Annotated in this window: 17 protein-coding genes and 1 riboswitch; of the genes, 11 read left to right on the top strand and 6 right to left on the bottom strand. The window is 70.7% G+C overall.

Annotated features, from left to right (window positions below):
• Positions 1 to 81 precede the first annotated feature (81 nt).
• From ACLJQZ_RS23970 to ACLJQZ_RS23960, 3 genes are all read left to right on the top strand, one after another.
• Positions 82 to 999: a RecB family exonuclease gene (locus ACLJQZ_RS23970; protein ID WP_410622125.1), complete on the top strand. Its 918-nt coding sequence runs from the start codon at positions 82 to 84 to the stop codon at positions 997 to 999.
• On the top strand, positions 999 to 1,790 hold the full coding sequence (locus tag ACLJQZ_RS23965; protein WP_410622124.1) for a thioesterase family protein: 792 nt from the start codon (positions 999 to 1,001) through the stop codon (positions 1,788 to 1,790). Before ACLJQZ_RS23970 ends, ACLJQZ_RS23965 begins: the two co-directional genes overlap by 1 nt.
• 64 nt (positions 1,791 to 1,854) lie before the next feature.
• Positions 1,855 to 2,790, top strand: a complete 936-nt coding sequence (locus ACLJQZ_RS23960) for a ParA family protein (protein ID WP_328455011.1) — start codon at positions 1,855 to 1,857, stop codon at positions 2,788 to 2,790.
• Between the two features lie 67 nt (positions 2,791 to 2,857).
• Here ACLJQZ_RS23960 and ACLJQZ_RS23955 read toward each other — a convergent pair whose 3' ends face one another.
• Positions 2,858 to 5,578 (bottom strand): GH92 family glycosyl hydrolase, encoded by a 2,721-nt coding sequence (locus tag ACLJQZ_RS23955; protein WP_410622123.1) that lies wholly within the window; start codon positions 5,576 to 5,578, stop codon positions 2,858 to 2,860.
• A 283-nt stretch (positions 5,579 to 5,861) separates the two neighbouring features.
• Complete coding sequence (locus ACLJQZ_RS23950; RefSeq protein ID WP_410622122.1) at positions 5,862 to 6,494, bottom strand: YigZ family protein; 633 nt, start codon at positions 6,492 to 6,494, stop codon at positions 5,862 to 5,864.
• Positions 6,495 to 7,040: 546 nt separating this feature from the next.
• Here ACLJQZ_RS23950 and gltB point away from each other — a divergent pair.
• Together gltB and ACLJQZ_RS23940 are read left to right on the top strand one after the other, a co-directional pair.
• The gene (gene gltB, locus ACLJQZ_RS23945) at positions 7,041 to 11,612 is read left to right on the top strand and encodes a glutamate synthase large subunit (protein WP_410622121.1); all 4,572 of its coding nucleotides are present in this window, start codon (positions 7,041 to 7,043) and stop codon (positions 11,610 to 11,612) included.
• Positions 11,613 to 11,677: 65 nt separating this feature from the next.
• On the top strand, positions 11,678 to 13,129 hold the full coding sequence (locus ACLJQZ_RS23940) for a glutamate synthase subunit beta (RefSeq protein ID WP_410622120.1): 1,452 nt from the start codon (positions 11,678 to 11,680) through the stop codon (positions 13,127 to 13,129).
• A gap of 81 nt (positions 13,130 to 13,210) precedes the next feature.
• Here the strand turns inward: ACLJQZ_RS23940 and ACLJQZ_RS23935 are convergent, their stop codons facing one another.
• Together ACLJQZ_RS23935 and ACLJQZ_RS23930 are read right to left on the bottom strand one after the other, a co-directional pair.
• Positions 13,211 to 14,089 (bottom strand): hypothetical protein, encoded by an 879-nt coding sequence (locus ACLJQZ_RS23935; protein ID WP_410622119.1) that lies wholly within the window; start codon positions 14,087 to 14,089, stop codon positions 13,211 to 13,213.
• Between the two features lie 125 nt (positions 14,090 to 14,214).
• Positions 14,215 to 15,201: an ArsR/SmtB family transcription factor gene (locus tag ACLJQZ_RS23930; protein WP_410622118.1), complete on the bottom strand. Its 987-nt coding sequence runs from the start codon at positions 15,199 to 15,201 to the stop codon at positions 14,215 to 14,217.
• 274 nt (positions 15,202 to 15,475) lie between these two features.
• Between ACLJQZ_RS23930 and ACLJQZ_RS23925 the strand changes: the two genes are divergently transcribed.
• The 3 genes from ACLJQZ_RS23925 (at position 15,476) to ACLJQZ_RS23915 (ending at position 18,570) form a co-directional block, all read left to right on the top strand.
• Positions 15,476 to 16,111, top strand: a complete 636-nt coding sequence (locus ACLJQZ_RS23925) for an RICIN domain-containing protein (RefSeq protein WP_328644341.1) — start codon at positions 15,476 to 15,478, stop codon at positions 16,109 to 16,111.
• Between the two features lie 227 nt (positions 16,112 to 16,338).
• Positions 16,339 to 17,736 carry a Dyp-type peroxidase gene (locus ACLJQZ_RS23920; RefSeq protein ID WP_410622117.1) on the top strand — a complete coding sequence of 466 codons (1,398 nt, stop codon included), beginning with the start codon at positions 16,339 to 16,341 and terminating at the stop codon, positions 17,734 to 17,736.
• A 48-nt stretch (positions 17,737 to 17,784) separates the two neighbouring features.
• Positions 17,785 to 18,570, top strand: coding sequence for a DeoR/GlpR family DNA-binding transcription regulator (locus tag ACLJQZ_RS23915; protein ID WP_410622116.1), 786 nt, complete (start codon positions 17,785 to 17,787; stop codon positions 18,568 to 18,570).
• A gap of 301 nt (positions 18,571 to 18,871) precedes the next feature.
• On the opposite strand, the gene ACLJQZ_RS23910 is transcribed toward ACLJQZ_RS23915, so the two are convergent.
• The gene (locus ACLJQZ_RS23910) at positions 18,872 to 19,771 is read right to left on the bottom strand and encodes an ROK family protein (protein ID WP_410622281.1); all 900 of its coding nucleotides are present in this window, start codon (positions 19,769 to 19,771) and stop codon (positions 18,872 to 18,874) included.
• A gap of 11 nt (positions 19,772 to 19,782) precedes the next feature.
• Positions 19,783 to 19,934, top strand: a riboswitch (cobalamin riboswitch).
• A 30-nt stretch (positions 19,935 to 19,964) separates the two neighbouring features.
• On the opposite strand from ACLJQZ_RS23910, the gene ACLJQZ_RS23905 reads away from it, so the two are divergent.
• From ACLJQZ_RS23905 to ACLJQZ_RS23895, 3 genes are all read left to right on the top strand, one after another.
• On the top strand, positions 19,965 to 20,174 hold the full coding sequence (locus tag ACLJQZ_RS23905) for a CbtB domain-containing protein (RefSeq protein WP_247055886.1): 210 nt from the start codon (positions 19,965 to 19,967) through the stop codon (positions 20,172 to 20,174).
• A gap of 18 nt (positions 20,175 to 20,192) precedes the next feature.
• Positions 20,193 to 20,963: a CbtA family protein gene (locus ACLJQZ_RS23900; protein WP_410622115.1), complete on the top strand. Its 771-nt coding sequence runs from the start codon at positions 20,193 to 20,195 to the stop codon at positions 20,961 to 20,963.
• 66 nt (positions 20,964 to 21,029) lie between these two features.
• Positions 21,030 to 21,671 (top strand): septum formation family protein, encoded by a 642-nt coding sequence (locus ACLJQZ_RS23895; RefSeq protein WP_410622114.1) that lies wholly within the window; start codon positions 21,030 to 21,032, stop codon positions 21,669 to 21,671.
• Between the two features lie 3 nt (positions 21,672 to 21,674).
• Here ACLJQZ_RS23895 and ACLJQZ_RS23890 read toward each other — a convergent pair whose 3' ends face one another.
• Complete coding sequence (locus ACLJQZ_RS23890) at positions 21,675 to 23,156, bottom strand: cobyric acid synthase (RefSeq protein ID WP_410622113.1); 1,482 nt, start codon at positions 23,154 to 23,156, stop codon at positions 21,675 to 21,677.
• Positions 23,157 to 23,276 lie beyond the last annotated feature (120 nt).

Below are 23,276 nucleotides of genomic sequence, written 5' to 3'. Positions count from 1 at the left end.
GTACGCGAGTTCGCCGTACGGGTACCGGTACCGGGCGTTGCGGTCGCCGGAACTGTCGGACCCCGGCGTTACGCTCTGCCCATGCCCGACGCCGACACTGTCACCACGGACCCGCTCACCCCCATGGACGCCGCGGACTCCGCCGTCGCCACGCGGGTGCGGCGGCGGCCCGCGTTGTCGCCGTCCCGGGCCAGTGACTTCAAGCAGTGCCCGTTGCTCTACCGGTTCCGCGCGGTCGACCGCCTGCCGGAGGTCCCGACGAAGGCCCAGCTGCGCGGCACGCTCGTCCACTCGGTACTGGAACGGCTCTTCGCGCTGCCCGCCGGCGAACGGGTGCCGCCGAAGGCCCGCGAACTGCTGGGCCCGGCGTGGACCGAGCTGTCCGAAGACCGTCCGGAGTGGACCGAGCTGTTCGACGCCGGGAAGCCGGACGACCACGCCGACTGGCTGCGGTCGGCCGAGAAGCTCCTGGACGCCTACTTCGGCCTCGAAGACCCGCGGCGGCTCGAACCCGAGGCCTGCGAGCTGCACGTCGAGATCGAGCTCGGCTCGGGTGTGCTGCTGCGCGGCTACATCGACCGCGTCGACGTCGCGCCCACCGGCGAGATCCGGGTCGTCGACTACAAGACCGGGGCCGCGCCGCGGGAAATCGGCGAAGCCAAGGCGATGTTCCAGATGAAGTTCTACGCCGTGGTGCTGTGGCGGTTGCGCGGGATCGTGCCGCGCCAGCTGAAGCTGATGTACCTGACCGACGGCCAGTCGCTGGCCTACACCCCGGACGAGGCCGAGCTGATCCGCTTCGAGCGGACCCTGGAAGCCATCTGGCAGGCCATCCTCAAGGCGGGCAAGACCGGCGACTTCCGGCCGAACAAGAGCAAGCTGTGCAACTGGTGCGACCACCAGGCGCACTGCCCCGAGTACGGCGGCACGCCACCGGCGTACCCCGGCTGGCCGGAACCTGACGCGGGCGAAGAGACGCCGCTGGACCGGGCCGACTGATGGCCGACGCGTTCTACGTCCCCCACGGCGAGGGCCGGTTCACCGCGACCGCGCACACAGCCGGGCCGTGGACCCCGGACTCGCAGCACTTCGGGCCGCCGTCGGCGCTGCTGGTCCGGGCGCTCGAAAACGTCGAACCGCACCACCCGGCGGAGCTCGCGCGGGTGACCGTCGAGATCCTCGGGCCGGCACCGGTGACCGAGCTGCTGGTGCGCGCCCGGGTGGAGCGGCCCGGCCGGTCGGTGGAACTGCTGCAGGCGGAGCTGGCGACGAGCGAGCGGGTCGTCGCGCGCGCGTCGGCGTGGCGCATCGCGACGTCCGACACCGCGGCGGTGAGCACCGACGGCGGCCCGCTGCTGCCGGCGCCGGACACCGTGACGGAGTCGGCCTGGCCGGAAGGCTGGAACGGCGGCTACCTCGACGCGCTGGAGTGGCGCGCGGTCCGCGGCGGCATGGACGTGCCCGGCTCGGCCGCGGTGTGGGCCCGCCAGCGCGTCCCGCTGGTCGACGGCGAGGAGCCGAGCGGGCTGCAGCGGCTGTTCGCGGTCGCCGACTCCGGCAACGGCGTGTCCAACTACCTCGACCCGCGGCAGTGGTGGTTCATCAACTCCGAGCTCACCGTGCACCTGCGCCGGCCGCCTGCGGGCGAGTGGATCGGCCTCGACGCCGTCACGCTGGTCGGCAAGCACGGCGTCGGCACGGCGACGAGCATCCTGCACGACGGTGACGGTCCGGTGGCCACCGGCGCGCAGGCGCTGATGGTGCGTCCGCGACAGGCCGGAGGCGGATAGCCAACCACAACGGGCCCGCATCCAATAACCTTCGCGGAACGACCGACATGAGGAGCGCTCCGGCATGCAGATCACCTCGGTGGTCAACCAGAAGGGCGGGGTCGGCAAGACCTCGCTGAGCGTCGGCACCGCGGCGGCCTTGGCCGAGCGCGGCCGGCGGGTGCTGCTGGTCGACCTCGACCCGCAGGGCCACGCGACGACCGAGATGCTCGGCCTGGCCGAGGTCCGCGGGGACGCGCCGACCCTGGCGAAAGCCCTGGCCAAGAAGTGGAAGGGGCCGATCGAAGACCTCGTCGTGCCGCATCCGCGCAGCAACCTCGGCCGCGGCGGCGCGCTCGACGTCATCCCGACGTCGCCGGGGATGTTCGACCTGATCCGGCGGCTCGACTCGTTCCGCGTGCCCGGCTGGCAGCTGGCCCGGGTCATCCAGTTCGCCAACTACGACCACTGCATCATCGACTGCCCGCCGGCGCTCGACGTGCTGACGAACAACGCGCTGGCGGCGTCGCACGGGATACTGGTCCCGGTGCAGCCGGACAAGACGAGCATCCGCGCCCTGCGGCTGCTGGCGGATCAGGTGCGCTACGTCGAGCAGACCGTCGGCCGGCAGCCGCTGTCGTGGTTCGGGCTGGTGCCGAGCCTCTACCGGCGGCCGATCTCGCACTACGCGGCCGCGGCGCTGCAGGAGATGTACGAGTTCGGCATCCCGATGCTGTCGCACCTGCCGCTGGGCGTGGTGATGAACGAGGCCGCCGCCCACGGCGTCCCGGTGACGACGTACGCCCCGGAAACGCTGCAGGCGCTGTCGTTCCGCGAGATCGCGGGCACGCTCGACACCTACCTGGAGCAGAACTCGGCGCCCGCGGTGATCCCGGCCGACGAGGAGTTCGTCTTCGAGGACTTCATCTCCGAGGTCTCGGTGGCGCGCAACGCCAACGACAACGGCGTCCGCAAGGGCCTCTACGACCTGCTGCCGAAGAAACCGCACCGCCCCCGCTGACCCCGTCGTGAGTGTTCAGGGCGGTTAGAACCGCCCTGAACACTCACGACGAGCTGCGGCAGAAGGCTCAGCCGTGGACCTCGAACTCGTAGATCCGCGCCGCGCCGTTGCCGTCGTTGGCCGCGGTGGTGATGTTCAGCTTCACGTACCGGGCCGACCTGGCGGTGATCGGGTGGTACGTGCGGCTGGCCCGGGAGCCGGTCACGGACGCGACCGTCGTCCAGTTCGCGCCGTCGGTCGACGTCTGGATCGTGAACGCCCCGGTGTTCCAGGCCGTGGTCTCACCGCCGAGGCCGGCGTGCTCGACCACGAACGACGACACGTTCTGCGCCGACCCCAGGTCCACCTGGAGGAACTTCGTGGCGGCCGTGGTGCAGAACTTGCTGTTGTTCATCAGGCTGCCGTCGACGGCGTTGCCCGCGCCCTCGGCCGAGTTGCACGCCGCCGAGCCCGTGGCGGCCTTGCCCTGCGCCAGGTTCGCGCCGAGGTTCGGCGCGGCGGCCGGCGGCGTGAAGCCGTCGTTGTACGACGGCGGGACGTCCGCCGCGTTCGTGCCCCACGCGCTCGGCGACGAGCCCATCGTGTAGTTCAGCGTCGACGCGCCCGCGATGTCGCCGTAGCGGATCCACGACTTCGTCGTCGCGGTCCCGTTGACGCTCAGGCTCTGCACGTACTGCGAGCCCTGGCCGGCGCCACTGCCGTTGATCTGGATCGTCCCGCTCGGGCGGATGATCGAGACCGCCGGGAACAGCGGGCCGTGCAGGGCCAGGACGTCCGCGCCCGGCGTCGCCGGGTACATCCCCAGCGCGGCGAAGACGTACCACGCCGAGGTCGCGCCGAGGTCGTCGTTGCCGGGCTCGCCGCCGGCGCCGGTGGTGAACGACTCGTTCATCACGCGCCGCACCGCCGAGCTGGTGCCCTGCGGGTGAGCGGCGTAGTTGTACGCCCACGGCACGCCGTGCTCGGGCTCGTTGCCGATGTAGAAGTACGGCTGGGTCAGGCCGCCGTTGAGCTGCGTGAAGTGGTGGTCCAGCCGCTGGACGGCGGTCTTCGCGCCGCCCATCAGGTTGATCAGGCCCTGGTAGTTGTAGGGCACCATCCAGGTGTACTGCGACGGGTTGCCTTCGGTGTAGCCGCTGTTGCTCGACGGCACGACCGGCCAGGCGAACGTGCCGGTGCTGCCCCGCGGCTGGATGTAGCCGGAGTCGGTGCCGTACACGTTCTGCCACCACTGGGCGCGCTGCATGTAGGTGGCGTACTTCGTGGTGTCACCGACGGCTTTCGCGAACTGCGCCACCGCGAAGTCCGACGCCGAGTACTCGAGCGAGTCCGACGGGTCCTCGGTGACGTAGTGCCGGCTGACGTACCCGGACTGGCGCCCGCGGATCGCCTGCCCCTGCGCGGTGCCGCCGTTGGAGCTCTTGTCCATCAGCGTCAGCGCCGCCGCCGTGTCGAAACCGCGGACGCCGAAGGCGTACATGCTGCCGACGACGATCGGCCCGGGGTCACCGGTCATCACGAAGTGCTCGTTGTTGTTGTGCGACCACTTGGGCAGCAGCCCGCCCTGCTGGCCGTCCAGCACCATCGACTTCGCGATGTCGCTGGCTTCGTTGGGCGCGACCAGCCCGATCAACGCCGCCCACGACCGGTAGATGTCCCAGCCCGAGTAGTTCTGGTACACGGTGTGCGTCGCGGTGTGGATCGCCTGGTCGAACCCGCGGTACTGGCCGTTGGTGTCGCTGGCGATGTTCGGGTTCTGGAACACGTGGTACAGCGCCGTGTAGAACTTCTGCAGGTCCGCGGCCGCGCCCCCGGTCACCTGGACGCGGTTGAGGACGGTGTTCCAGCTCGTGTCGGCCGCGGCGCGAACCCCGGCGAAGTCGAACCCGGGGTTCTCGGCCGCGAGGTTCGCCTGCGCGTTGGCCAGGCTGACGAACGAGATGCCGACCTTCGCCTGCACGGTCGTGTTGCTCGAGGTGTCGAAGGTGACGTAGCCGCCGGAGTTCGTGCCGCTGGTGCTCGCGGACCCGGCGCTCACCGTGCCACCGAGCCAGGTGCCGAAGCCGCTGGGCGCGCGGTCGAACTGGACCACGTAGAAGATCTGGTAGGTCTTCGACGACCCGCAGAAGCCGCCGCCGGTCACCGAGCCGGTGAGCTGGCTGCCGCTGATGGCGATCGACCCGGTGCGGTTGCCGGTCGCGCTGCGGCCGGTGTTGACGAGCAGCCGCGCGGTCGTCGTGTTCGGGTAGGTCAGCTTCATGGAGCCGGACCGCTGGGTGGCGGACAGCTCGACGGTGGTGTTGTAGTTGTCGAGCTTGTTCTTGTAGTAGCCGGGCGCGGCCGACTCGTTCGCCTTCGTGTAGCGCCCGGCGTACCCGGTCCAGCCGGTGCCCGGCGACGTCCCGATCGCGCCGGTGATCGGCAGCAGGCCGAGGTCCTCGTTGTTGGGGCAGCCGGCGCCGTTGAAGTGGGTGAGGCTGAACTCTTCGATGCTCGTGTCGCTGTAGCGGTAGCCGGACGGCGACCCGGTCGGGGTGTCCGGGCTGAACTGCGTCATCCCGAACGGCACGACGGCGCCCGGGTACGTGCTGCCGCCGGCGCCGCCGGGCACCGGGTTGGGCGAGTTGCTGTTGTCCGTGCCGATGAAGGGATTCACGTACTGCGTAAGGGCGAGCGTCGCGGCGCCGGCGGCCGGAGCGGGCAGCGCGGCGAGCCCCGCGCCCACGAGGACCGCGGCGAGCGCCGCTCCCCGGAGCCGTCTCCTGAACCTTGACAGTGGTCCGGACATGGAACCTTCCTTTCCTCGGCACGCAGTGGCTGACAACGTTGTCAATCGGCCCGAAAGCTGCACTTTCCCTAGGAAAGTGCAGCTTTTTGAGGCTCGTGAGGCTGATGTGGTGATCGAGGGTGGTGCGCGGCCCGGTTCGGGGCGGGCCGGGTGATCCGGTGGTCGGGGGAAGGACATGGTGCCACGGGCGAATACCTCCGCGGTAGCACCGAAAGTCCGAATCCCCCTTGTGCGCCAACCGAATGCGCGTGTTGTCAGCCCACTACCCGGTGGTGGTCCGCACTCACGCGCCCCCGGTGACCCACTGTTCGCCCGCTTCCGTCGCGGTCGCCTCGCCACCGGTGAGGTCGGCCAGCCAGCCCGCGAACACTTCGGACTCGCCGGGCGCCAGGCCGATCTCGAAGTGGGCCAGCTCGTCGAAGCGCGTCGCGCGCAGGACGTACCGCGACGCGCGCAGGTCGTTCTCCAGCCGGCCCGCGCGGTCGTAGCTCACGGCGACCTCAACCACTTGGAGTCGACGGTGTTCTAGTACGCCTACTACGTCGATCGCTTGTGCCACAGCCTGTCCGTACGCGCGGATGAGCCCGCCCGCGCCGAGCAGTACCCCGCCGAAGTAGCGCGTCACGACCGCGACCGTGTCCGTCAACTCCCGGCGGCGCAGCACTTCCAGCATCGGCGTGCCCGCGGTGCCCGACGGTTCCCCGTCGTCACTGAAACGCCGGGTCCGTCCATCCGGGCCGAGAACGAAGGCGTGACAGTGGTGCCGGGCGCCCGGTTCGGCTCGCCGCCGGCCCGCGATGAACGCGCGCGCGGCCTCCTCCGACACCACCGGAGCGAGCGCGCAGAGGAAGCGGGAGCGCTTGATCTCGACCTCGTGGCTGCCCTCCCGAGCCACGGAGAGATAACGATCAGTCATCGGCCGGGTTCACCATGTACCCAGCTTCTCACCCCGGAGCCGGGCACCGGCACTCGCATCGGACCACTTGAGACAGACGTTTCCGCAGGTCAAGGCGATATCTCGGCCAACAGCGGATGATGCGGCCTGGCATATGGGACGACCCCCGTGCCCGTCAACGCAAGCGTGGCATTTCCCACCCGGGGGCGACGACGTATGTCGATAACAGCGAATTCACACTATCGTCATAAGACCCGGCGAACCCGGGAGTAACACCGCGCGCTCCGACTGACCCCCACCACAGTGGTCTGCCTCTGCGCGCACGCAGTACCGACACGTTCGGCTGCCCAGTGTTGTGCGGCCTCCCAGATGACCCGCGTCCGGTTTCCGGGCTCCTTCGGTGACGCCGACCAGCCCGGCCGATACCTCGCGGCATCTTGCACCTCGACAACAGCAACTGTTCTCGACTGACCATCGCGGTACCGGACCACTTCGTTAACCGGTTCAGTTCGAACCACTCGATGAGGTGAGTACCGGTCACGCCAACGCCTTGGGAGGCGGCCAGCCGTGACCCACCGTGCCAGTGCCCTCCCCCCGTCGGGGGAGCAGTTCAGCAACGCCGAGGCCCATGGCCTCTACCGGAGCGAATACGAACACGACGCCTGCGGTGTCGCGTTCGTCGCCGATCTCACCGGACGCCGGGATCATGCCATCGTCGCGAAGGCCCTGGTCGCGTTGCGCAACCTGGAACACCGCGGGGCGCGGGGCGCCGAACCGGATACCGGGGACGGCGCCGGGCTCCTGATCCAGATCCCGGACGAGTTCTACCGCGAAGTCGCCGGCTTCGCCCTGCCCGAACCGGGCACCTACGCCGTGGGCACCGCTTTCCTGCCCCAGGACGAAAAACGCCGCGGCCGGGCCATGACGACCATCGAGCGCATCGCGGCCGAAGAGGACATGCGCGTGCTCGGCTGGCGCGAGCTGCCGGTCAACCCCGAGCACTGCGGGCCGACCGCGGCCGAGACGATGCCGCACTTCACGCAGCTGTTCCTGGCCGCGCGCCGCCCGAAGCCGGAGCACGCCGACCCGCTGTCGATCGAGCGCAGCGCATTCTGCGTCCGCAAGCGCGTGGAGCACGAGCTGGCCGCGGAAGACGTCTACTTCCCCAGCCTGTCCTCGCGCACGATCGTCTACAAAGGAATGCTCACCGAGCCCCAGGTCGAGCGGTTCTTCGCCGACCTGACCGACGAGCGCGTCACCAGCGCCATCGGCCTGGTGCACTCCCGCTTCTCCACCAACACGTTCCCGTCGTGGCCGCTGGCGCACCCGTACCGGTACGTCGCGCACAACGGCGAGATCAACACCCTGCGCGGCAACCGCAACTGGATGGACGCCCGCGAGGCGCTGCTCGAGACCGACCTGATCCCGGGCGACCTCAAGCGCATCTACCCGGTGATCACCCGCGGCGCCAGCGACTCGGCGAGCTTCGACGAGGTCCTGGAGCTGCTCCACCTCGGCGGCCGGTCGCTCCCGCACGCGGTGCTGATGATGATCCCCGAGGCCTGGGAGAACCACCAGGAGATGGACCCGGCGCGCCGCGCCTTCTACGAGTTCCACTCGACGCTGATGGAGCCGTGGGACGGCCCGGCGCTGGTCGCCTTCACCGACGGCAGCCAGATCGGCGCGGTGCTCGACCGCAACGGCCTGCGCCCCGGCCGCTACTGGGTGACCGACGACGGCCTCGTCGTGCTCGCCTCCGAGGTCGGCGTGCTCGACATCGACCCGGCGACGATCGTCCGCAAGGGACGGCTCGAGCCCGGCCGGATGTTCCTGGTGGACACCGAGGCCGGCCGGATCGTCGAGGACGAGGAGATCAAGGGCGAGCTGGCCACCGCGCACCCGTACGACGAGTGGGTCGAGGCTGGGCTGCTGCACCTCGACGAGCTGCCCGAGCGCGACCGCGAGGTCCCGCTGCACGCCACGCTCGTGCGCCGGCAGCAGGCGTTCGGCTACACCGAGGAAGACCTCGAAACCATCCTCGAACCGATGGCCCGCACCGCCGCGGAGCCGATCGGGTCGATGGGCAACGACTCGCCGCTGGCGTCACTCTCCAGCCGGTCGCGGCTCATCTTCGACTACTTCATCCAGCTGTTCGCCCAGGTCACGAACCCGCCGCTGGACGCGATCCGCGAAGAGCTGGTGACGGCGCTGGGCGCGCAGATCGGCGCCGAGCCGAACCTGCTCGTCGGCAACTCGGCGTCGTGCCGCCGGATCGCGCTGCCGTTCCCGGTGCTCGACAACGACCAGCTCGCCAAGCTGGTGCACGTCAACGACGACGGTGACCTGCCCGAGTTCCAGGCCGTCACGGTGCTCGGCCGGTACAACGTGCACGGCGGTGGCGAGGCCCTGGTCAAGCGGCTCGACGAGATCCGCACCGAGGTGTCGGAGGCGATCGAGGACGGCGCGCGGGTGATCGTGCTGTCCGACCGCGGGACCGACGAGGACCACGCGCCGATCCCGTCGCTGCTGCTGACCGGCGCGGTGCACCACCACCTCGTCCGCGAGAAGACGCGCACGCAGGTCGGCCTCGTCGTCGAGGCCGGGGACGCGCGCGAGGTGCACCACATCGCGCTGCTCGTCGGCTACGGCGTCGCCGCGGTCAACCCGTACCTCGCGATGGCGACCGTCGAGGAGATGGCCCACCAGGGCCTGATCCCGGGCGTGACGCCGAAGGAGGCGACCCGGAACCTGATCAAGGCGCTGGGCAAGGGCGTCCGCAAGACGATGTCCAAGATGGGCGTCTCGACCGTCGCGTCCTACACCGGCGCGCAGATCTTCGAGGCGATCGGGCTCGGCGAAGAGGTCATCGAGAACTGCTTCACCGGCACGACCTCGCGCCTCGGCGGCGTCGGCTTCGACACCCTGGCCGAAGAGGTCGCGAAGCGGCACCAGTACGCGTTCCCGGCCGACGGCGTCCGCGCCGCCCACCGCCAGCTGGAAACCGGCGCGGACTACCAGTGGCGCCGCGAGGGCGAACCGCACCTGTTCAACCCGCAGACCGTGTTCAAGCTCCAGCACTCCACCCGGTCCGGCAAGTACGACGTCTTCAAGGAGTACACGAAGGCCGTCGACGACCAGGCCGAGAAGCTGCTGACGCTGCGCGGGCTGTTCGGCTTCAAGTACGGCGAGCGGCCGCCGGTCCCGATCGACGAGGTCGAACCGGTCTCCTCGATCGTCAAGCGGTTCGCCACCGGCGCGATCTCCTACGGCTCGATCTCCATGGAGATGCACCAGACCCTCGCCATCGCGATGAACCGCCTCGGCGGGAAGTCCAACACCGGCGAAGGCGGCGAAGACGCGGAGCGGCTGTACGACCCGGAGCGGCGAAGCGCCGTGAAGCAGGTCGCCAGCGGCCGGTTCGGCGTCACGAGCGAGTACCTCGTCAACGCCGACGACATCCAGATCAAGATGGCGCAGGGCGCGAAGCCCGGTGAAGGCGGGCAGCTGCCCGGCGCGAAGGTGTACCCGTGGATCGCGAAGACGCGGTACTCGACGCCGGGTGTCGGGCTCATTTCGCCGCCGCCGCACCACGACATCTACTCGATCGAGGACCTCGCCCAGCTGATCCACGACCTCAAGAACGCCAACCCGGCCGCGCGCATCCACGTGAAGCTCGTGTCCGAGGTCGGCGTCGGCACGGTCGCGGCGGGCGTCTCGAAGGCGCACGCCGACGTCGTGCTCATCTCGGGCCACGACGGCGGGACCGGCGCGTCACCGCTGTCGTCGATCAAGCACGCCGGCGGCCCGTGGGAGCTGGGGCTGGCCGAGACGCAGCAGACGCTGCTGGCCAACCGGCTGCGCGACCGGATCGTCGTGCAGACCGACGGCCAGCTCAAGACCGGCCGTGACGTCGTCATCGCGGCGCTGCTCGGCGCCGAGGAGTTCGGCTTCGCGACCGCGCCGCTGGTGGTGTCGGGCTGCATCATGATGCGCGTCTGCCACCTCGACACCTGCCCGGTGGGCGTCGCGACGCAGAACCCGAAGCTGCGCGAGAAGTTCAGCGGCAAGGCCGAGTACGTCGTCAACTTCTTCGAGTTCATCGCCCAGGAGGTGCGGGAGTACCTGGCGGAGCTGGGCTTCCGGACGATCGCCGAGGCCGTCGGGCACGCGGAGTTCCTCGACAAGCGCAAGGCGGTCGACCACTGGAAGGCGGCCGGGCTGGACCTGTCGCCGATCTTCCACGTGCCGGACATGGCCCCGGCCGGCCTGCGGCTGCAGCAGACGCAGCAGGACCACGGGCTGGAGAAGGCGCTCGACAACACGCTGATCCAGCTCGCCGAAGGCGCCCTGAACTCGGGTGACAAGGTGCGGCTGGAACTGCCGGTGCGCAACGTGAACCGGACCGTCGGCACCATGCTCGGCTCGGAGCTGACCAAGCGGTGGGGCGGTGAGGGGCTGCCGGACGACACCATCGACGTCACCTTCACCGGGACCGCGGGCCAGTCGTTCGGCGCGTTCGTGCCGAAGGGCATCACGCTGCGGCTCTACGGCGACGGCAACGACTACGTCGGCAAGGGCCTCTCCGGCGGCCGGCTGATCGTGCGCCCGTCCAAGGAGGCGCGCTACGCCGCGGAAGAGCACATCATCGCCGGCAACGTGATCGGCTACGGCGCGACCAGCGGCGAGATCTTCATCCGCGGCAAGGTCGGCGAGCGGTTCTGCGTGCGCAACTCGGGCGCGCTGGCCGTCGTCGAAGGCGTCGGCGACCACGGCGCGGAGTACATGACCGGCGGCCGGGTGGTCGTGCTCGGGCCGATCGGCCGCAACTTCGCGGCCGGCATGTCCGGCGGCGTCGCGTACGTGCTGGACCTGCCCGCGCACCGCGTCAACCCGGAGATGGTCGACCTCGACCCGCTCGACTCCGACGACGCGGACTTCCTGCGCGAGGCCCTCGAAAAGCACTACGACGAAACGGAGTCCGCGGTCGCGCGCGCCCTGCTCGCCGACTGGGACGCCGGCGTCGACCGGTTCGGCAAGGTCATGCCGAAGGACTACAAGCGCGTGCTCGCCGCCCAGGTGCAGGCGGAGCGGGACGGGCGCGACGTGAACGAGGCGATCATGGAGGCAGCTCATGGCTGAAAATCGCGCAGCCAGCCATGAGTGCCGACCGGGTGCGGGTGTCCCGCAAGAAACGGAGGCCGCACATGGCTGACCCCAAGGGCTTTCTGACCACCACGCGCGAAGAGCCGACGCGCCGTCCGGTCGACCTGCGGCTGATGGACTGGCGCGAGGTGTACGAGGACTTCGCGTCCACGAAGCTGGAGAAGCAGGCCGGCCGCTGCATGGACTGCGGCATCCCGTTCTGCCACCAGGGCTGCCCGCTCGGGAACCTCATCCCGGAGTGGAACACGCTGGTGTGGCGGGAGGACTGGCAGCAGGCGGCCGACCGGCTGCACGCGACCAACAACTTCCCGGAGTTCACCGGCACACTGTGCCCGGCGCCCTGCGAAACCGCGTGCGTGCTGGGGATCAACGACGATCCGGTGACCATCAAGCGCGTCGAGATCTCGATCATCGACCGCGCCTTCGCCGAAGGCTGGGTGACGCCGGAGGTGCCGGCCGCGCGCACCGGCAAGAAGGTCGCGGTGGTCGGGTCCGGCCCGTCGGGTCTTGCCGCGGCGCAGCAGCTCACGCGCGCGGGCCACAGCGTCGTGGTCCTCGAGCGGGCCGACAAGATCGGCGGGCTGCTGCGCTACGGCATTCCCGAGTTCAAGATGGAGAAGCACCGCCTGGACCGCCGGCTCGCGCAGATGGAAGCCGAGGGCACGGAGTTCCGGACGTCGGTGAACGTCGGCGTGGACCTGTCCGTCGCCGAGCTGCAGTCGTCGTACGACGCGGTGGTGCTGGCCGGCGGCGCCACCGACTGGCGTGACCTGCCGATCCCCGGCCGCGAGCTCGACGGCATCCACCAGGCGATGGAGTTCCTCCCGCCGGCCAACCGGGTGGCGTCGGGTGATCTCGAGTCGTCGCCCTTCGACGCTTCGGGCCTCGACGTCGTCGTCATCGGCGGCGGCGACACGGGCGCGGACTGCGTCGGGACGTCCCACCGCCAGGGCGCGCGTTCGGTGACGCAGCTGGAGATCATGCCGCGGCCGCCGGAGGCCCGCTCGGACGCCCACCCGTGGCCGACCTACCCGATGATCTACCGGGTGTCCTCGGCGCACGAAGAGGGCGGCGAGCGGCTGTACTCGGTGAACACGCAGGAGTTCGCGGCCGACGCCGACGGCCGGGTGCGCGCGCTGAAGCTGGTCGAGGTGCGCAACGAGGGCGGCAGGTTCGTCCCGGTCCCCGGTTCCGAACGCGAACTGCCGGCGCAGCTGGTGCTGCTCGCGATGGGCTTCCTCGGGCCGCAGAAGAAGGGCCTGATCGAGGACCTGGGCGTCGAGCTGGACGCGCGCGGCAACGTCGCACGCGACAAGACGTTCAAGACGAGCCTGGACAACGTGTTCGTAGCGGGCGACATGGGCCGAGGCCAGTCGCTGATCGTCTGGGCGATCGCGGAAGGCCGATCCGCGGCGGCGGGCGTCGACGCGTTCCTGACGGGCCGCGGAATCCTGCCGGCCCCGATCGCCCCGACGGACCGCCCGCTGACGTAAGACCCGGCGCCGGCGGGGTGCCAGAGTCGTCACCCCGCCGGCGCTGTCCCACCCTTCGGCTCCCCCTTGCGCGTTCCGAAGTCAGCGGGGCAGGGTGCTGCCCTTCGGGCCGTGGGTGTGGGAGACGAGCTTGGCGAAGCAGTGGTCGGCGTCGAGGTTTTCCGCGGCGCACCAGGCGTTCGCCGCGGCACCGGTGGTGAACGGCGTGTTCACCACGGTGATCCAGAAGTCGCCCTTGGTGAAGCTGGTGTAGTCGCCGGACCAGAGCAGCAGCGCCGAGGGGTAGGTCTGGCGGGTCGTGGTGAAGTCGGCCCAGATCGCCCGCTGGTCGTACGTGGTGCCGTCCGCGACGAGGCCGTCGTTCTTCGACGACAGCTGCGGGACCCACCGGTCCGCCAGGGCTTCGGCCGACGTCCGGTCGGTGGCGACCTGCTGCTGAAGCGTGGTCTGCGCGGCCGCTTCGTCGGACGGCGCGTTGTCGGCCGCGGAGGTGGGCTCGGCCGAGGTGTACGGCTGGGTGTACGGCTGGGTGTACGGCGTCACCGAAGTCGTGGGCGCCGGGTAGCCACCGCCGTAACTCCCGGAACCGCCGTAGCCGCTGCCGGTGTCCGCGTAGCTCGTCGTCCCCAGGCCGAGCGGGTGGCCGCAGACCGTCGCGGTCTGCCTCGTGGCGCCCTGCAGTTCCATCCCCGACGTTTCGTCGGAATCGGCGATCTTTCCCAACGCGGCGGCGTCGGCGCTCAAATCGGTGCCGGAATACCGATCGGCCAGATCGGAAAGGTCGTCGGCGCTGGAGAAAACGGCGTTGTCGAAGATTCCGCCGACCGCGGTCATCAGGGTCCGGCCCAGCTCGTCGAACCCGGTGCACAGCGCCCGCCGGTCGACGGGACCGCTGGCACAGCCCGAAAGCCCGGCCAGCGCGATCGCCACGACGGCGGCCTGAGCAACGGCTCGTTTCATCTTCGCCTCCCGCGTTCGCAGTTCACGGACAGAGGTCGGCGGGCGCACGGAATCCGCTACGGAATCCGGGAGACTGTCGGGGAAATGACCGGTATCGAGATTCCTGGTGCCGGGCGGAGCCGTTATCAGCTGTCGAGCAGCGCGCTGCCCAGCGGGGTCAGCGAGTGCAGCACCGTGTTGCGCTCCCGGTGCGTGATGATCAGCCCCGCGCGGCGCAGGACCGTCGCGTGCTTGCTGACCGCCGACGGGGTGACGCCCAGCCGCGCCGCCAGTTCGGACGTGCTGCAGCCGACCGCCAGCACCGTCAGCGCCGCCGCGCGGGTCGGGCCGAGCAGGTCCGCCAGCGCGTTGCCGCGCACGGGCCGGGCCGCGCGGTCGGGCCCCGACCCGTAGAAGGCCTGGCGGACGCACGGGTAGAGCAGCCGCGGGATCCCGCCCGGGGCGGGCGTGACGAGCGCCGGACAGACCGCGAAGTACGTCGGCACCAGCAGCAGCCCGGTGCCCTCCGAAACGGGGCCGCCGGCGGTGCGGTCGTCGGTCTCCAGCACCGGGGGCGCCCAGCGGACCATCGGGCGCAGCCCCGTCAGCAACGCGTCGACGCCGCCGTGGAGCAGCACCTGCGTGCGCATCCCGAGGTCCGCGTCCACCTGGGCGCCGACGAAGTCCCAGCTCGGCGCGAGGGCCAGTTCGTGGTAGTCCTGCATGGCCTGGACCAATCGCGGCAGGCCCGCGGTGTCGCCGTCGGCGAGCGCCGTCGCCCAGCCCGGGAGCTCGTGGTCGGCCGGCGCGGTACGCAGCCCGATCTTCAGCGCCGTCGGGTCCGTCTTCAGCACCGCCGCGAGCCCCGACTCCAGGTCGTAGCGGCCCGCGGCCGGCAGCAGGAACTCCGGGAGCGGCGCGTCCGGGCGGCAGAGCCACATCAGCACGGCCGCCGAGTCCGGCAGGCCCTGCCACACCCGGTGCCGCCAGCGGTTGAACGCCGACGACGCAGCGTTGCGCCCGCCGTCACGCCGTTGCAGGACCTGCAGGCTCGCGGCGAGCTCCGCCATCGGGTCGGCCGCGGCGGCGAGCCCGACACGGATCAGGTCCTGCAACGTCAGCTCGATGCGCACCGATGGCCCCCCGGGTGTCTGTCACCCTCTATCGGCCGCCGTACCGTTCCGTTACACCGCTGACCAGCGTCTTTGCCGCTCCGGGAAATCTACTCGACGAGGCAGGAACTCCCCTGAATGATGGCTTTCAGAGGCCCGCTTTCGGGGGTTTGAGGGTCTCGACGAGGGGGATTCGCCGGTTTTGCTGTGCGCCGGGTCCGTTGTGGCCCGGGGCTGGGTGGCGCCTGCCTTCTCCCCGTCATCAGGTGCCATCCAGATGCCGAAAAGGGGAACGATGACGAAGATCAAGCGACTGATGGTGACGGTCGCCGCGGCGGCGGGCCTGCTGGGCCTGGTCGCCGTACCGCAGGCCGGCGCGGCGCCGGCCGACGGCAAGGGGGATGTGAAGGTCTCTTCGCTGGCCGGGGTCACGCTCCGGCACTCGAAGGTGGCCGACGCGGCGAAGCAGCAGCGGTCCACCAACCGCGCGGCGGCCGACGTCGACCCGGGGCCGTGGCTGATCGTCTCCGCTCAGTCCGGTCGTTGCTGGGACGCGGATCTGAACACGATCGGCGCGAACGGCACGAAGGTGCAGCTCTGGGACTGCAACGACACGGCGCCGAACCAGGCGTTCTGGCTGACCCAGAACCCGGAAGGCTTCTACCGCTTCCAGAACTACCAGAGCAACCGGTACCTCGACGCCGACCTGAACTCGATCGGCAAGAACGGCACCAAGGTCCAGCTCTGGGACTTCATCGCCGGTGGCAAGAACCAGTGGTGGGCGGGCACCGTCAACCCGGAGGGCTACCTGCGGCTGCAGAGCGGCGCGAGCACGCGCTACCTGACCGCCGAGGGGTCGGCCGGGACGAACGGCACGCGCCTGCAGCTGTGGGACTTCATCTCGGGCGGCACGTCCCAGTGGTGGTCCTGACCAGTTGACCGGTTAGCCGTCTGACGGAAACGCGGGTCCCGGCCGGGGCCCGCGTTTCCGTTTCCGCGGCGATTACGCGTTCAACTTAATCTTTCGTGTGAAACCGCCGAGCGGGTGGCGCGAAGCCGCCCGTTCGTTGCATTCTGTGTTCAGGGGACCCGGCCGGCCGCAGGGGAGGAGCCGGCCGGGTACCGCCGCTAGGCGGTTTACTTGGGGAGGGGACCCTGATGTCTGTCGATCTGTCCACCACACTGTCCTGGACCACGGCGAGCGGTGACGCCGCCACGATGCTCGGCGAGTTGCAGCCGAACATCCTCAAAGCGCACGTGCGCGACCACCTTTCCGCGCTGTTCCTGACGTTCGGCGAGCCGGCGGCGGCGCGGGCGTTCCTCGTCTCGGTCACCGGGAAGATGAAGTCCGCCAAGGAACACCTCACCGAGCTCGGCGGGTTCAAGGGCGGCGGCGCCCCCGGGACGCCGTACGTCGGCGCCGGGCTCACCGCGGCGGGCTACCGCGCGCTCGGCGTCGAGAACTTCCCGCGGGACGAGGCGTTCCTGCGGGGGATGGCGGCGCCGGACACGCGGCGGAAGCTGAGCGATCCGCCGCGCTCGACGTTCGATCCGGGCTACCACGGGGAAATCCACGCCGTCGTGCTCGTCGGGGACGCCACCGACAAGGCGATGACCGCGCGGCGCAACGAGATCCTCGACCTGCTGCCGGACTCCGTCGCCGTCGTGGCGGAGGAAACCGGGCTCGGCCGGGTCAACGCGCGCGGCGAAGGCATCGAGCACTTCGGCTACGTCGACGGCCGCAGCCAGCCGTTGTTCCTCACCGAAGACGTCGACGCGGAAAAGAACAACACCGACGGCATCAACGTCTGGAATCCGGCAGCGCCGCTTTCCCAGGTATTGGTGCCCGACACCGCGGCGCCGGATCCCGGCGTGCATTTCGGCAGTTACTTCGTTTTCCGCAAACTGGAGCAGAACGTGCGCCGGTTCAAGCAGGCGGAAGCGGACCTGGCCGACACGCTGGGCCTCACCGGCAACGACCGCGAGCGCGCCGGCGCGATGATCATCGGCCGGTTCGAGGACGGCACGCCGCTGACCACCCAGCGGGAGGACGGCGCCGAGAGCCCGGTGTCGAACAACTTCACCTTCGACAGCGACCGCGACGCGCTCAAGTGCCCGTTCCAGGCGCACATCCGCAAGACGAACCCGCGCGGTTCCGGCGGCGCGGAAGACCCCGCGGGCGAGCGGCTGCACCTGATGGCCCGCCGCGGCGTCACCTACGGCGAACGCCCGGACGACCCGAACGCGGACCTGCCGCCGGGGGCTCGCCCGAGCGGCGGGGTCGGGCTGCTGTTCATGGCCTTCAACTCCGTGCTGGGCAACCAGTTCGAGTTCACCCAGGCGATCTGGGCGGACAACCCGGGCTTCCCGATCGTCGACGGCGTCACGCCGGGCCTGGACCCGGTGATCGGCCAGGGCGCGCGCGGGCCGTCGGACTACACGGTCGGCTGGGGCGGCTCGGCGCAGCGCGCGGCGGAGCCGGTGCCGCAGTCGGTGACGCTCAAGGGCGGCGAATACTTCTTCATGCCGTCGCTCGCCTTCCTACGTTCACTCTGATTACCCGGTACCTTTACCGCTCCTGGCGAAGCGGCGAAAGGGACGGGCTTGGACCGGCACGAACGGCTCAGCGCACTGCTGGACATGGTGGGGCAGCGGGACAAGATCGACGTCGAGGCCTCCGCGGAGGAGCTCGACGTCTCCCCCGCCACGATCCGGCGGGATCTGGACCACCTGGCCGGTCGCCAGCTGCTGACCCGCACGCGGGGCGGCGCGGTGGCGAGCAACGTCGCGTACGACCTGCCGTTGCGGCACAAGGCCGCGCGCAATGCGCCGGAGAAGCAGCGCATCAGCGCGGCCGCCGCACGGCTGGTCGAGCGCGGCATGGTGCTCGGCCTCAACGGCGGCACGACGAGCACGGAGGTCGCCCGCGCGCTGGCGCTGCGCCCGGAGCTGGCCGAGCGCGACGGCTCGCCGGCGCTGACGGTGGTGACGAACGCGCTCAACATCGCCCACGAGCTGGCGGTCCGCCCCAACATCAAGATCGTCGTGACGGGCGGCGTGGCCCGCCAGCACTCGTTCGAGCTGACGGGCCCGCTGGCCAGCCTGTTCCTCGACCAGATCACCCTGGACCTGGTGTTCCTGGGCGTGGACGCGTTCGACCCCGAGCGCGGCGCGTACGCGCACCACGAAGGCGAGGCGAGCATCAACCGCCTGCTGGCCTCCCGAGCGCGTCAGGTGGTGGTGATAGCGGACAGCGGCAAACTGGGCGGCCACGCATTCGCCCGCATCTGCGACACCACGGCGGTCCACCAGCTGATCACGGACTCGGGAGCGGACCCGGAACAGATAGCGGCCTTCGTAGCGGCGGGAGTCGAGGTCGTCACGGCCTGACCGGCTGTTTGAGCGGGCTCGCGAAGAGGTGTCCGGGGTGACTCGGTGCCAGCCGGTGGGCCAACGCTCCGTTCGGCGTCGCACCCATTTCCAGCCGGTGCGGACACCCCCAGACCACCAGACCAGCCCCCACCACTCCCTGGGGGGCGTCCCACGTCCAGTCTACCGCCCCTGACCTGCAAAAACGGGTTCCGGCAAATCTGTGGACAACTGCCCGGCTGTGGACAAGCGACTTGACACAGCCGGGCAGATCCGTCAGAGACACAGCCGGGGCGGATCCGAAAGAGGCACAGCAGATCCGTCAGTGCGCCGCCAGCCGGTCCAAGGCCAGCAACCCCGCCCCCAGCCGCCCGGCCTCGTCGCCCAGTTTCGCGATCCGCAGCTCCGGCATCCGCTGGAAAGTCAGGTGCGACGCCAGCCAGTCGCGCACCGGCTCGAGCACGTAGTCCGCCGCCGTGAAGAGCCCGCCGCCCAGGACGATCACCTCCGGGCCCAGCAACGTCAGCAGCGTCCGGATGCCGTGGCCGAGGCCGTCCAACGCGTCCTGGACCACCGCCACCGCGACCTCGTCGCCGTGGCGGGCCAGGTCGACGACCTCCCGCGCGCCGTCGGCGGGGCGGCCGGTGCGTTCGGTGTAGCGGCGGGCGATCGCCGCCGCCGAGGAGATCGCCTCCAGACAGCCGGTCGCGCCGCAGCCGCACTTCAGCGAGTGGCCGACGTCGATGTGGCCGACCTCGCCCGCCTGTCCGCCCGCGCGGTGGATGCGGCCGTCGAGCAGCAGCGCGGCCGCGATCCCGGTGCCGACCGGGATGAACGCCGCGTTCCGCGCGCCCTGGCCGGCGCCGACGCGGAACTCGGCGACGCCGCCCGCGGTGACGTCGTGGCCGAACGCCACCGGCAGCCCCAGCCGGTCCTCCAGCAGCTCGCCGAAGTGGACCTCGCGCCAGTCGAGGTTGGCGGAGAAGTGGCAGATCCGGGTCTCCTCGTCGACGATCCCCGGCACCACCACGCCGACTGCGGCCGGTGTCACTGTGCCGGCCTGCCCGGCCAGCATGTCGACGATCTCCGCCACCTGCTCGGCCAGCGCCGTGCCGTCCGCGCTGCGCGCCGTCTCGGCCCGCAGCGTCGCCTTCGGCTGCAGCTGCTCGTCGAGCAGCGCCGCCTTGATCGTCGTACCGCCCACGTCGAGGGCCGCCACCATTCGAGTCACCGGCGCATTGTCACATTGACGGGCCCGGAAGTGCGGACCTACGCTCAACCGGCAAGACGACGGAATCCGGAACGCGGTGCAAGTCCGCGCGGTCGCGCCACTGTGACCCCCGCCAGGGGGAAGCCAGACCCGGACCGTCGTATGAACCCCGATGAGGCCGCGAAAGCCCGAGGAGGCCCCCACCATGTCGCAAGCGGCAGTTCCCGCCGTCCCGCTCCCGGTCCGGATCCCGATCCGTGAGATCGTCCCGTGGGCGGTGTTCGTGGTGCTCCTCGCCCTGATCGCGGTGTACTTCGTCAGCGCCGAGCAGGGCGCCACCTCGATCTTCGCGAACATGTACGTCCACGAGTTCGTGCACGACGGCCGGCACCTGCTGGCCTTCCCCTGCCACTGATCGGCGGCACGTACTCCCATGATGAAGTCCCTGCTGGTCCGCGGCATGCTCGCGGGCCTGATCGCCGGTGTGCTCGCGTTCGGTTTCGCCTACGCCTTCGGTGAGCCGCCGGTCGACACGTCCATCGGGCTCGAAGAGACCCTTTCCCACGACCATGCCCACGGAACGGACGCGGACGCCGGCGCAGGCCAGGCCGCCGAAGCGCCCGAAGAGGAGCTCGTCCCGCGCGACATCCAGAGCACCGTCGGGCTGCTGGCCGGCGTGCTGGTCTACGCCGTCGCGATCGGCGGGCTGCTTTCGCTCGCCTTCGCGTTCGCCCAGGGCCGCCTCGGCAGCCTCCGACCGCGGGTGACGGCGTTGCTGCTCACCGGTGGCGCGTTCGCCGTGGTGTTCCTGATCCCGTTCCTCAAGTACCCGGCCAACCCGCCCGCGGTGGGCCAGCCGGGCACGATCGGCTCGCGCACCGAGCTGTACTTCGGGTTCGTCGCCGTCTCCCTGCTCGCGGGCATCCTCGCGACGGTGTTCGGCCGCAAGCTCGCGGACCGTTTCGGCGCGCTGAACGGCTTCCTCCTCGCCGCGGCGGGCTACCTGGTGGTGGTCGCCCTGGTGGCGTGGCTGATGCCGGTGGTCGACGAGATCCCCGCGGCGTTCCCGGCGTCGACGCTCTGGCGTTTCCGGACGGCGTCGATCGGCACCCAGGCCACGCTCTGGCTCGCCCTGGGCCTGTCTTTCGGGGCCCTCGTGGAGAAGTCGCTGACCAAGAAGGCCCCGGCCGCCGCCATTTCGTGATCAAGAACAAGGCGTCGCTCCTCTAGGATTTCCTCCGCCGGGTCGGGGGATTCCGGAGGGGGACCCTTGTTCGACGAAACACGCTCCACGCTGTCCAGCCACGACCAGACGACCGTCCGCGGGCTCGTCGATCCCTCCGGGACCGACGGGTTCGCGATCGCGTCGCTCGTCTGCGGGCTGCTCGGCCTGGTTCCGCTCGGTGTCGGGCTCGGCATCCGCGCGCTCATCCGAACCGGCCGCAGTGGCCGGCCCGGGCGTGGGCTCGCGATCGCCGGGCTGACGCTCAGCGTGATCTGGCTGGGCTTGGGCATCGGCCTGGCGACGGCCGGGTCGAAGCTCCTCACACACTCCGCGTCCGGCCGGGACTACATCCACGTGATGGCGCCCGGTGACTGCTTCGACGCGGGTGCGGACGGCGAGCACGTCACCCGCATCTCGTGCGATGCGCCACACGACGAGCAGATCTTCGACCGGGTCGACGTGGGCTTGGGCTCGGACGCCTACCCGGGTGCCGCGGCGCTGCGCGACTCGGCGCTGGAGTCGTGCCGAGGCGAGGCGGTCGCGTACTTCGTCGAGGGCACCCCGCCGCCCAGCCTCCAGTTCCTCGTGCACTTCCCGTCCCAAGGGTCCTGGGTCGGCGGGATCCGCACCGCCACCTGCACCTTCGGGCAGATCGGCGGGAAGCTGACGGCGTTCGTGCAGCCCTGAGCGCTAGGGCGCACCCGGCGGCACGAACGGCAGGCCCGCCGGCGCGCCCAGCTCCAGCAGCGTCAGCAGTGCCGCCGTGTCCAGGTGCTCGTCGATGGCGTCGGCCAGCCGGTCCAGCATGTCTTCGCGCAGGTCGGCGAAGCCCGGCGCGTCCGGGGACGGCGTCCACGAAACGCCCGCCTGCGCCGCCGCCTCGGTGAGCCAGGCCCGGCGGAAGGCGTCGTTCTCGAAGGCGCCGTGCCACAGCGTGCCCCAGACCGCGCCGGCGCGGTGACCGTCCAGAAAGGACTCCAGGGGCGCGGACGCCGTCACCGAGCCGTGGTGGATCTCGTAGGCGTCCACGCGGGTGCCGCGCCACGCGCCCGACGGGCGGGCGAGCACCTTCGCCTCGGCGAACGTCACGCGTGCCGGCAGCAGGCCCAGGCCGGGCACCTCGCCGGCGCCGGACTCGACGTCGTCCACAATGGAGTCCGCGAGCATCTGGTAGCCGCCGCAGATGCCGAGGACCGGCTTCCCGGCCGCGGCGCGGGCCGCCAGCGCCGTGTCGAGACCACGGGCGCGCAGCCAGGCCAGGTCGTCGACCGTGGCGCGGGAACCGGGCAGCACGACGACGTCCGCCGCCGCGACCGTGTCCGGGTCGGCGGTCAGCGACACCGTGACGCCGGGTTCGGCGGCGAGGGCGTCGACGTCGGTGGCGTTGGACGCGCGCGGGAACCGGACCACCGCGACACTCAAGCCGCCGCGGTGGGCCTCCCGGCGCCAGCCGGCCGCGGCCAGGGCGTCCTCCGAGTCGATCCACACCCGGTGGAGCCAGGGCAGCACGCCCAGCACCGGCCGGCCGGTGACCTTCTCGATGCTGTCCAGGCCCGGGCGCAGCAGCCCGACGTCACCGCGGAACTTGTTGACGACCCAGCCCGCGACCAGCGCCTGGTCCTCGGCCGAGAGCAGCGCGAGGGTGCCGAACATCGCGGCGAGCACGCCACCGCGGTCGATGTCGCCGACGACGAGCACCGGCAGCCCGAACCGCCGCGCCAGCCCCAGGTTGACGTAGTCGCCGCCGCGCAGGTTGATCTCGGCGGGGCTGCCCGCGCCTTCGCAGACGACGACGTCATAGCGCGCGCTGAGGTCTTCATAGGCGGCGAAAGCGATCTCGGCGAGCCCGGCGCGGCCGGTCGCGTACTCCCCCGCTTCGAGGGTCCCGAACGGCTTCCCGAGCGCGACGACGTGACTGCGCCGGTCACTCCCGGGCTTGAGCAGCACGGGATTCATCGCGGCTTCGGGCTCGGCGCGCGCCGCCCGCGCCTGCAGCCACTGGGCGCGCCCGATCTCGGCGCCGTCGGCGCAGACCATCGAGTTGTTGGACATGTTCTGGGCCTTGAAGGGTGCGACGCGCACCCCGCGCCGGGCGAGCCACCGGCAGATCCCGGCGGTGACCAGGCTCTTCCCGGCATCGGACGTCGTCCCGGCGACGAGCAGGCCGCTCATAGTTGCTCCTTTCCACAGATCGCGCGGTAGCCACGGTTTTGTCCGCAGCTCGCGCACTAGTCGCGGAGTCGTCCACTTATCGCCCAGTATCCGCAGAGTTGCCAATGGATCGCGTGACAC

The sequence above is a fragment of the Amycolatopsis sp. cmx-8-4 genome, assembly GCF_046548675.1.
Lineage (GTDB): Bacteria > Actinomycetota > Actinomycetes > Mycobacteriales > Pseudonocardiaceae > Amycolatopsis.
Note: the sequence above shows the minus strand (reverse complement) of the source record. Positions and strands in the feature narration are given on the sequence as shown.

Bases quoted from the DNA above. Each gene is read 5' to 3' on its own strand.
- ACLJQZ_RS23910 (WP_410622281.1), bottom strand. From the start codon at position 19,771: ATGGTGGCGGCCCTCGACGTGGGCGGTACGACGATCAAGGCGGCGCTG.
- ACLJQZ_RS23955 (WP_410622123.1), bottom strand. From the start codon at position 5,578: ATGTCCGGACCACTGTCAAGGTTCAGGAGACGGCTCCGGGGAGCGGCG.
- ACLJQZ_RS23890 (WP_410622113.1), bottom strand. From the start codon at position 23,156: ATGAGCGGCCTGCTCGTCGCCGGGACGACGTCCGATGCCGGGAAGAGC.
- ACLJQZ_RS23965 (WP_410622124.1), top strand. From the start codon at position 999: ATGGCCGACGCGTTCTACGTCCCCCACGGCGAGGGCCGGTTCACCGCG.
- ACLJQZ_RS23920 (WP_410622117.1), top strand. From the start codon at position 16,339: ATGTCTGTCGATCTGTCCACCACACTGTCCTGGACCACGGCGAGCGGT.
- ACLJQZ_RS23905 (WP_247055886.1), top strand. From the start codon at position 19,965: ATGTCGCAAGCGGCAGTTCCCGCCGTCCCGCTCCCGGTCCGGATCCCG.
- ACLJQZ_RS23960 (WP_328455011.1), top strand. From the start codon at position 1,855: ATGCAGATCACCTCGGTGGTCAACCAGAAGGGCGGGGTCGGCAAGACC.
- ACLJQZ_RS23970 (WP_410622125.1), top strand. From the start codon at position 82: ATGCCCGACGCCGACACTGTCACCACGGACCCGCTCACCCCCATGGAC.
- ACLJQZ_RS23925 (WP_328644341.1), top strand. From the start codon at position 15,476: ATGACGAAGATCAAGCGACTGATGGTGACGGTCGCCGCGGCGGCGGGC.
- ACLJQZ_RS23900 (WP_410622115.1), top strand. From the start codon at position 20,193: ATGATGAAGTCCCTGCTGGTCCGCGGCATGCTCGCGGGCCTGATCGCC.
- ACLJQZ_RS23935 (WP_410622119.1), bottom strand. From the start codon at position 14,089: ATGAAACGAGCCGTTGCTCAGGCCGCCGTCGTGGCGATCGCGCTGGCC.
- ACLJQZ_RS23940 (WP_410622120.1), top strand. From the start codon at position 11,678: ATGGCTGACCCCAAGGGCTTTCTGACCACCACGCGCGAAGAGCCGACG.
- ACLJQZ_RS23950 (WP_410622122.1), bottom strand. From the start codon at position 6,494: ATGACTGATCGTTATCTCTCCGTGGCTCGGGAGGGCAGCCACGAGGTC.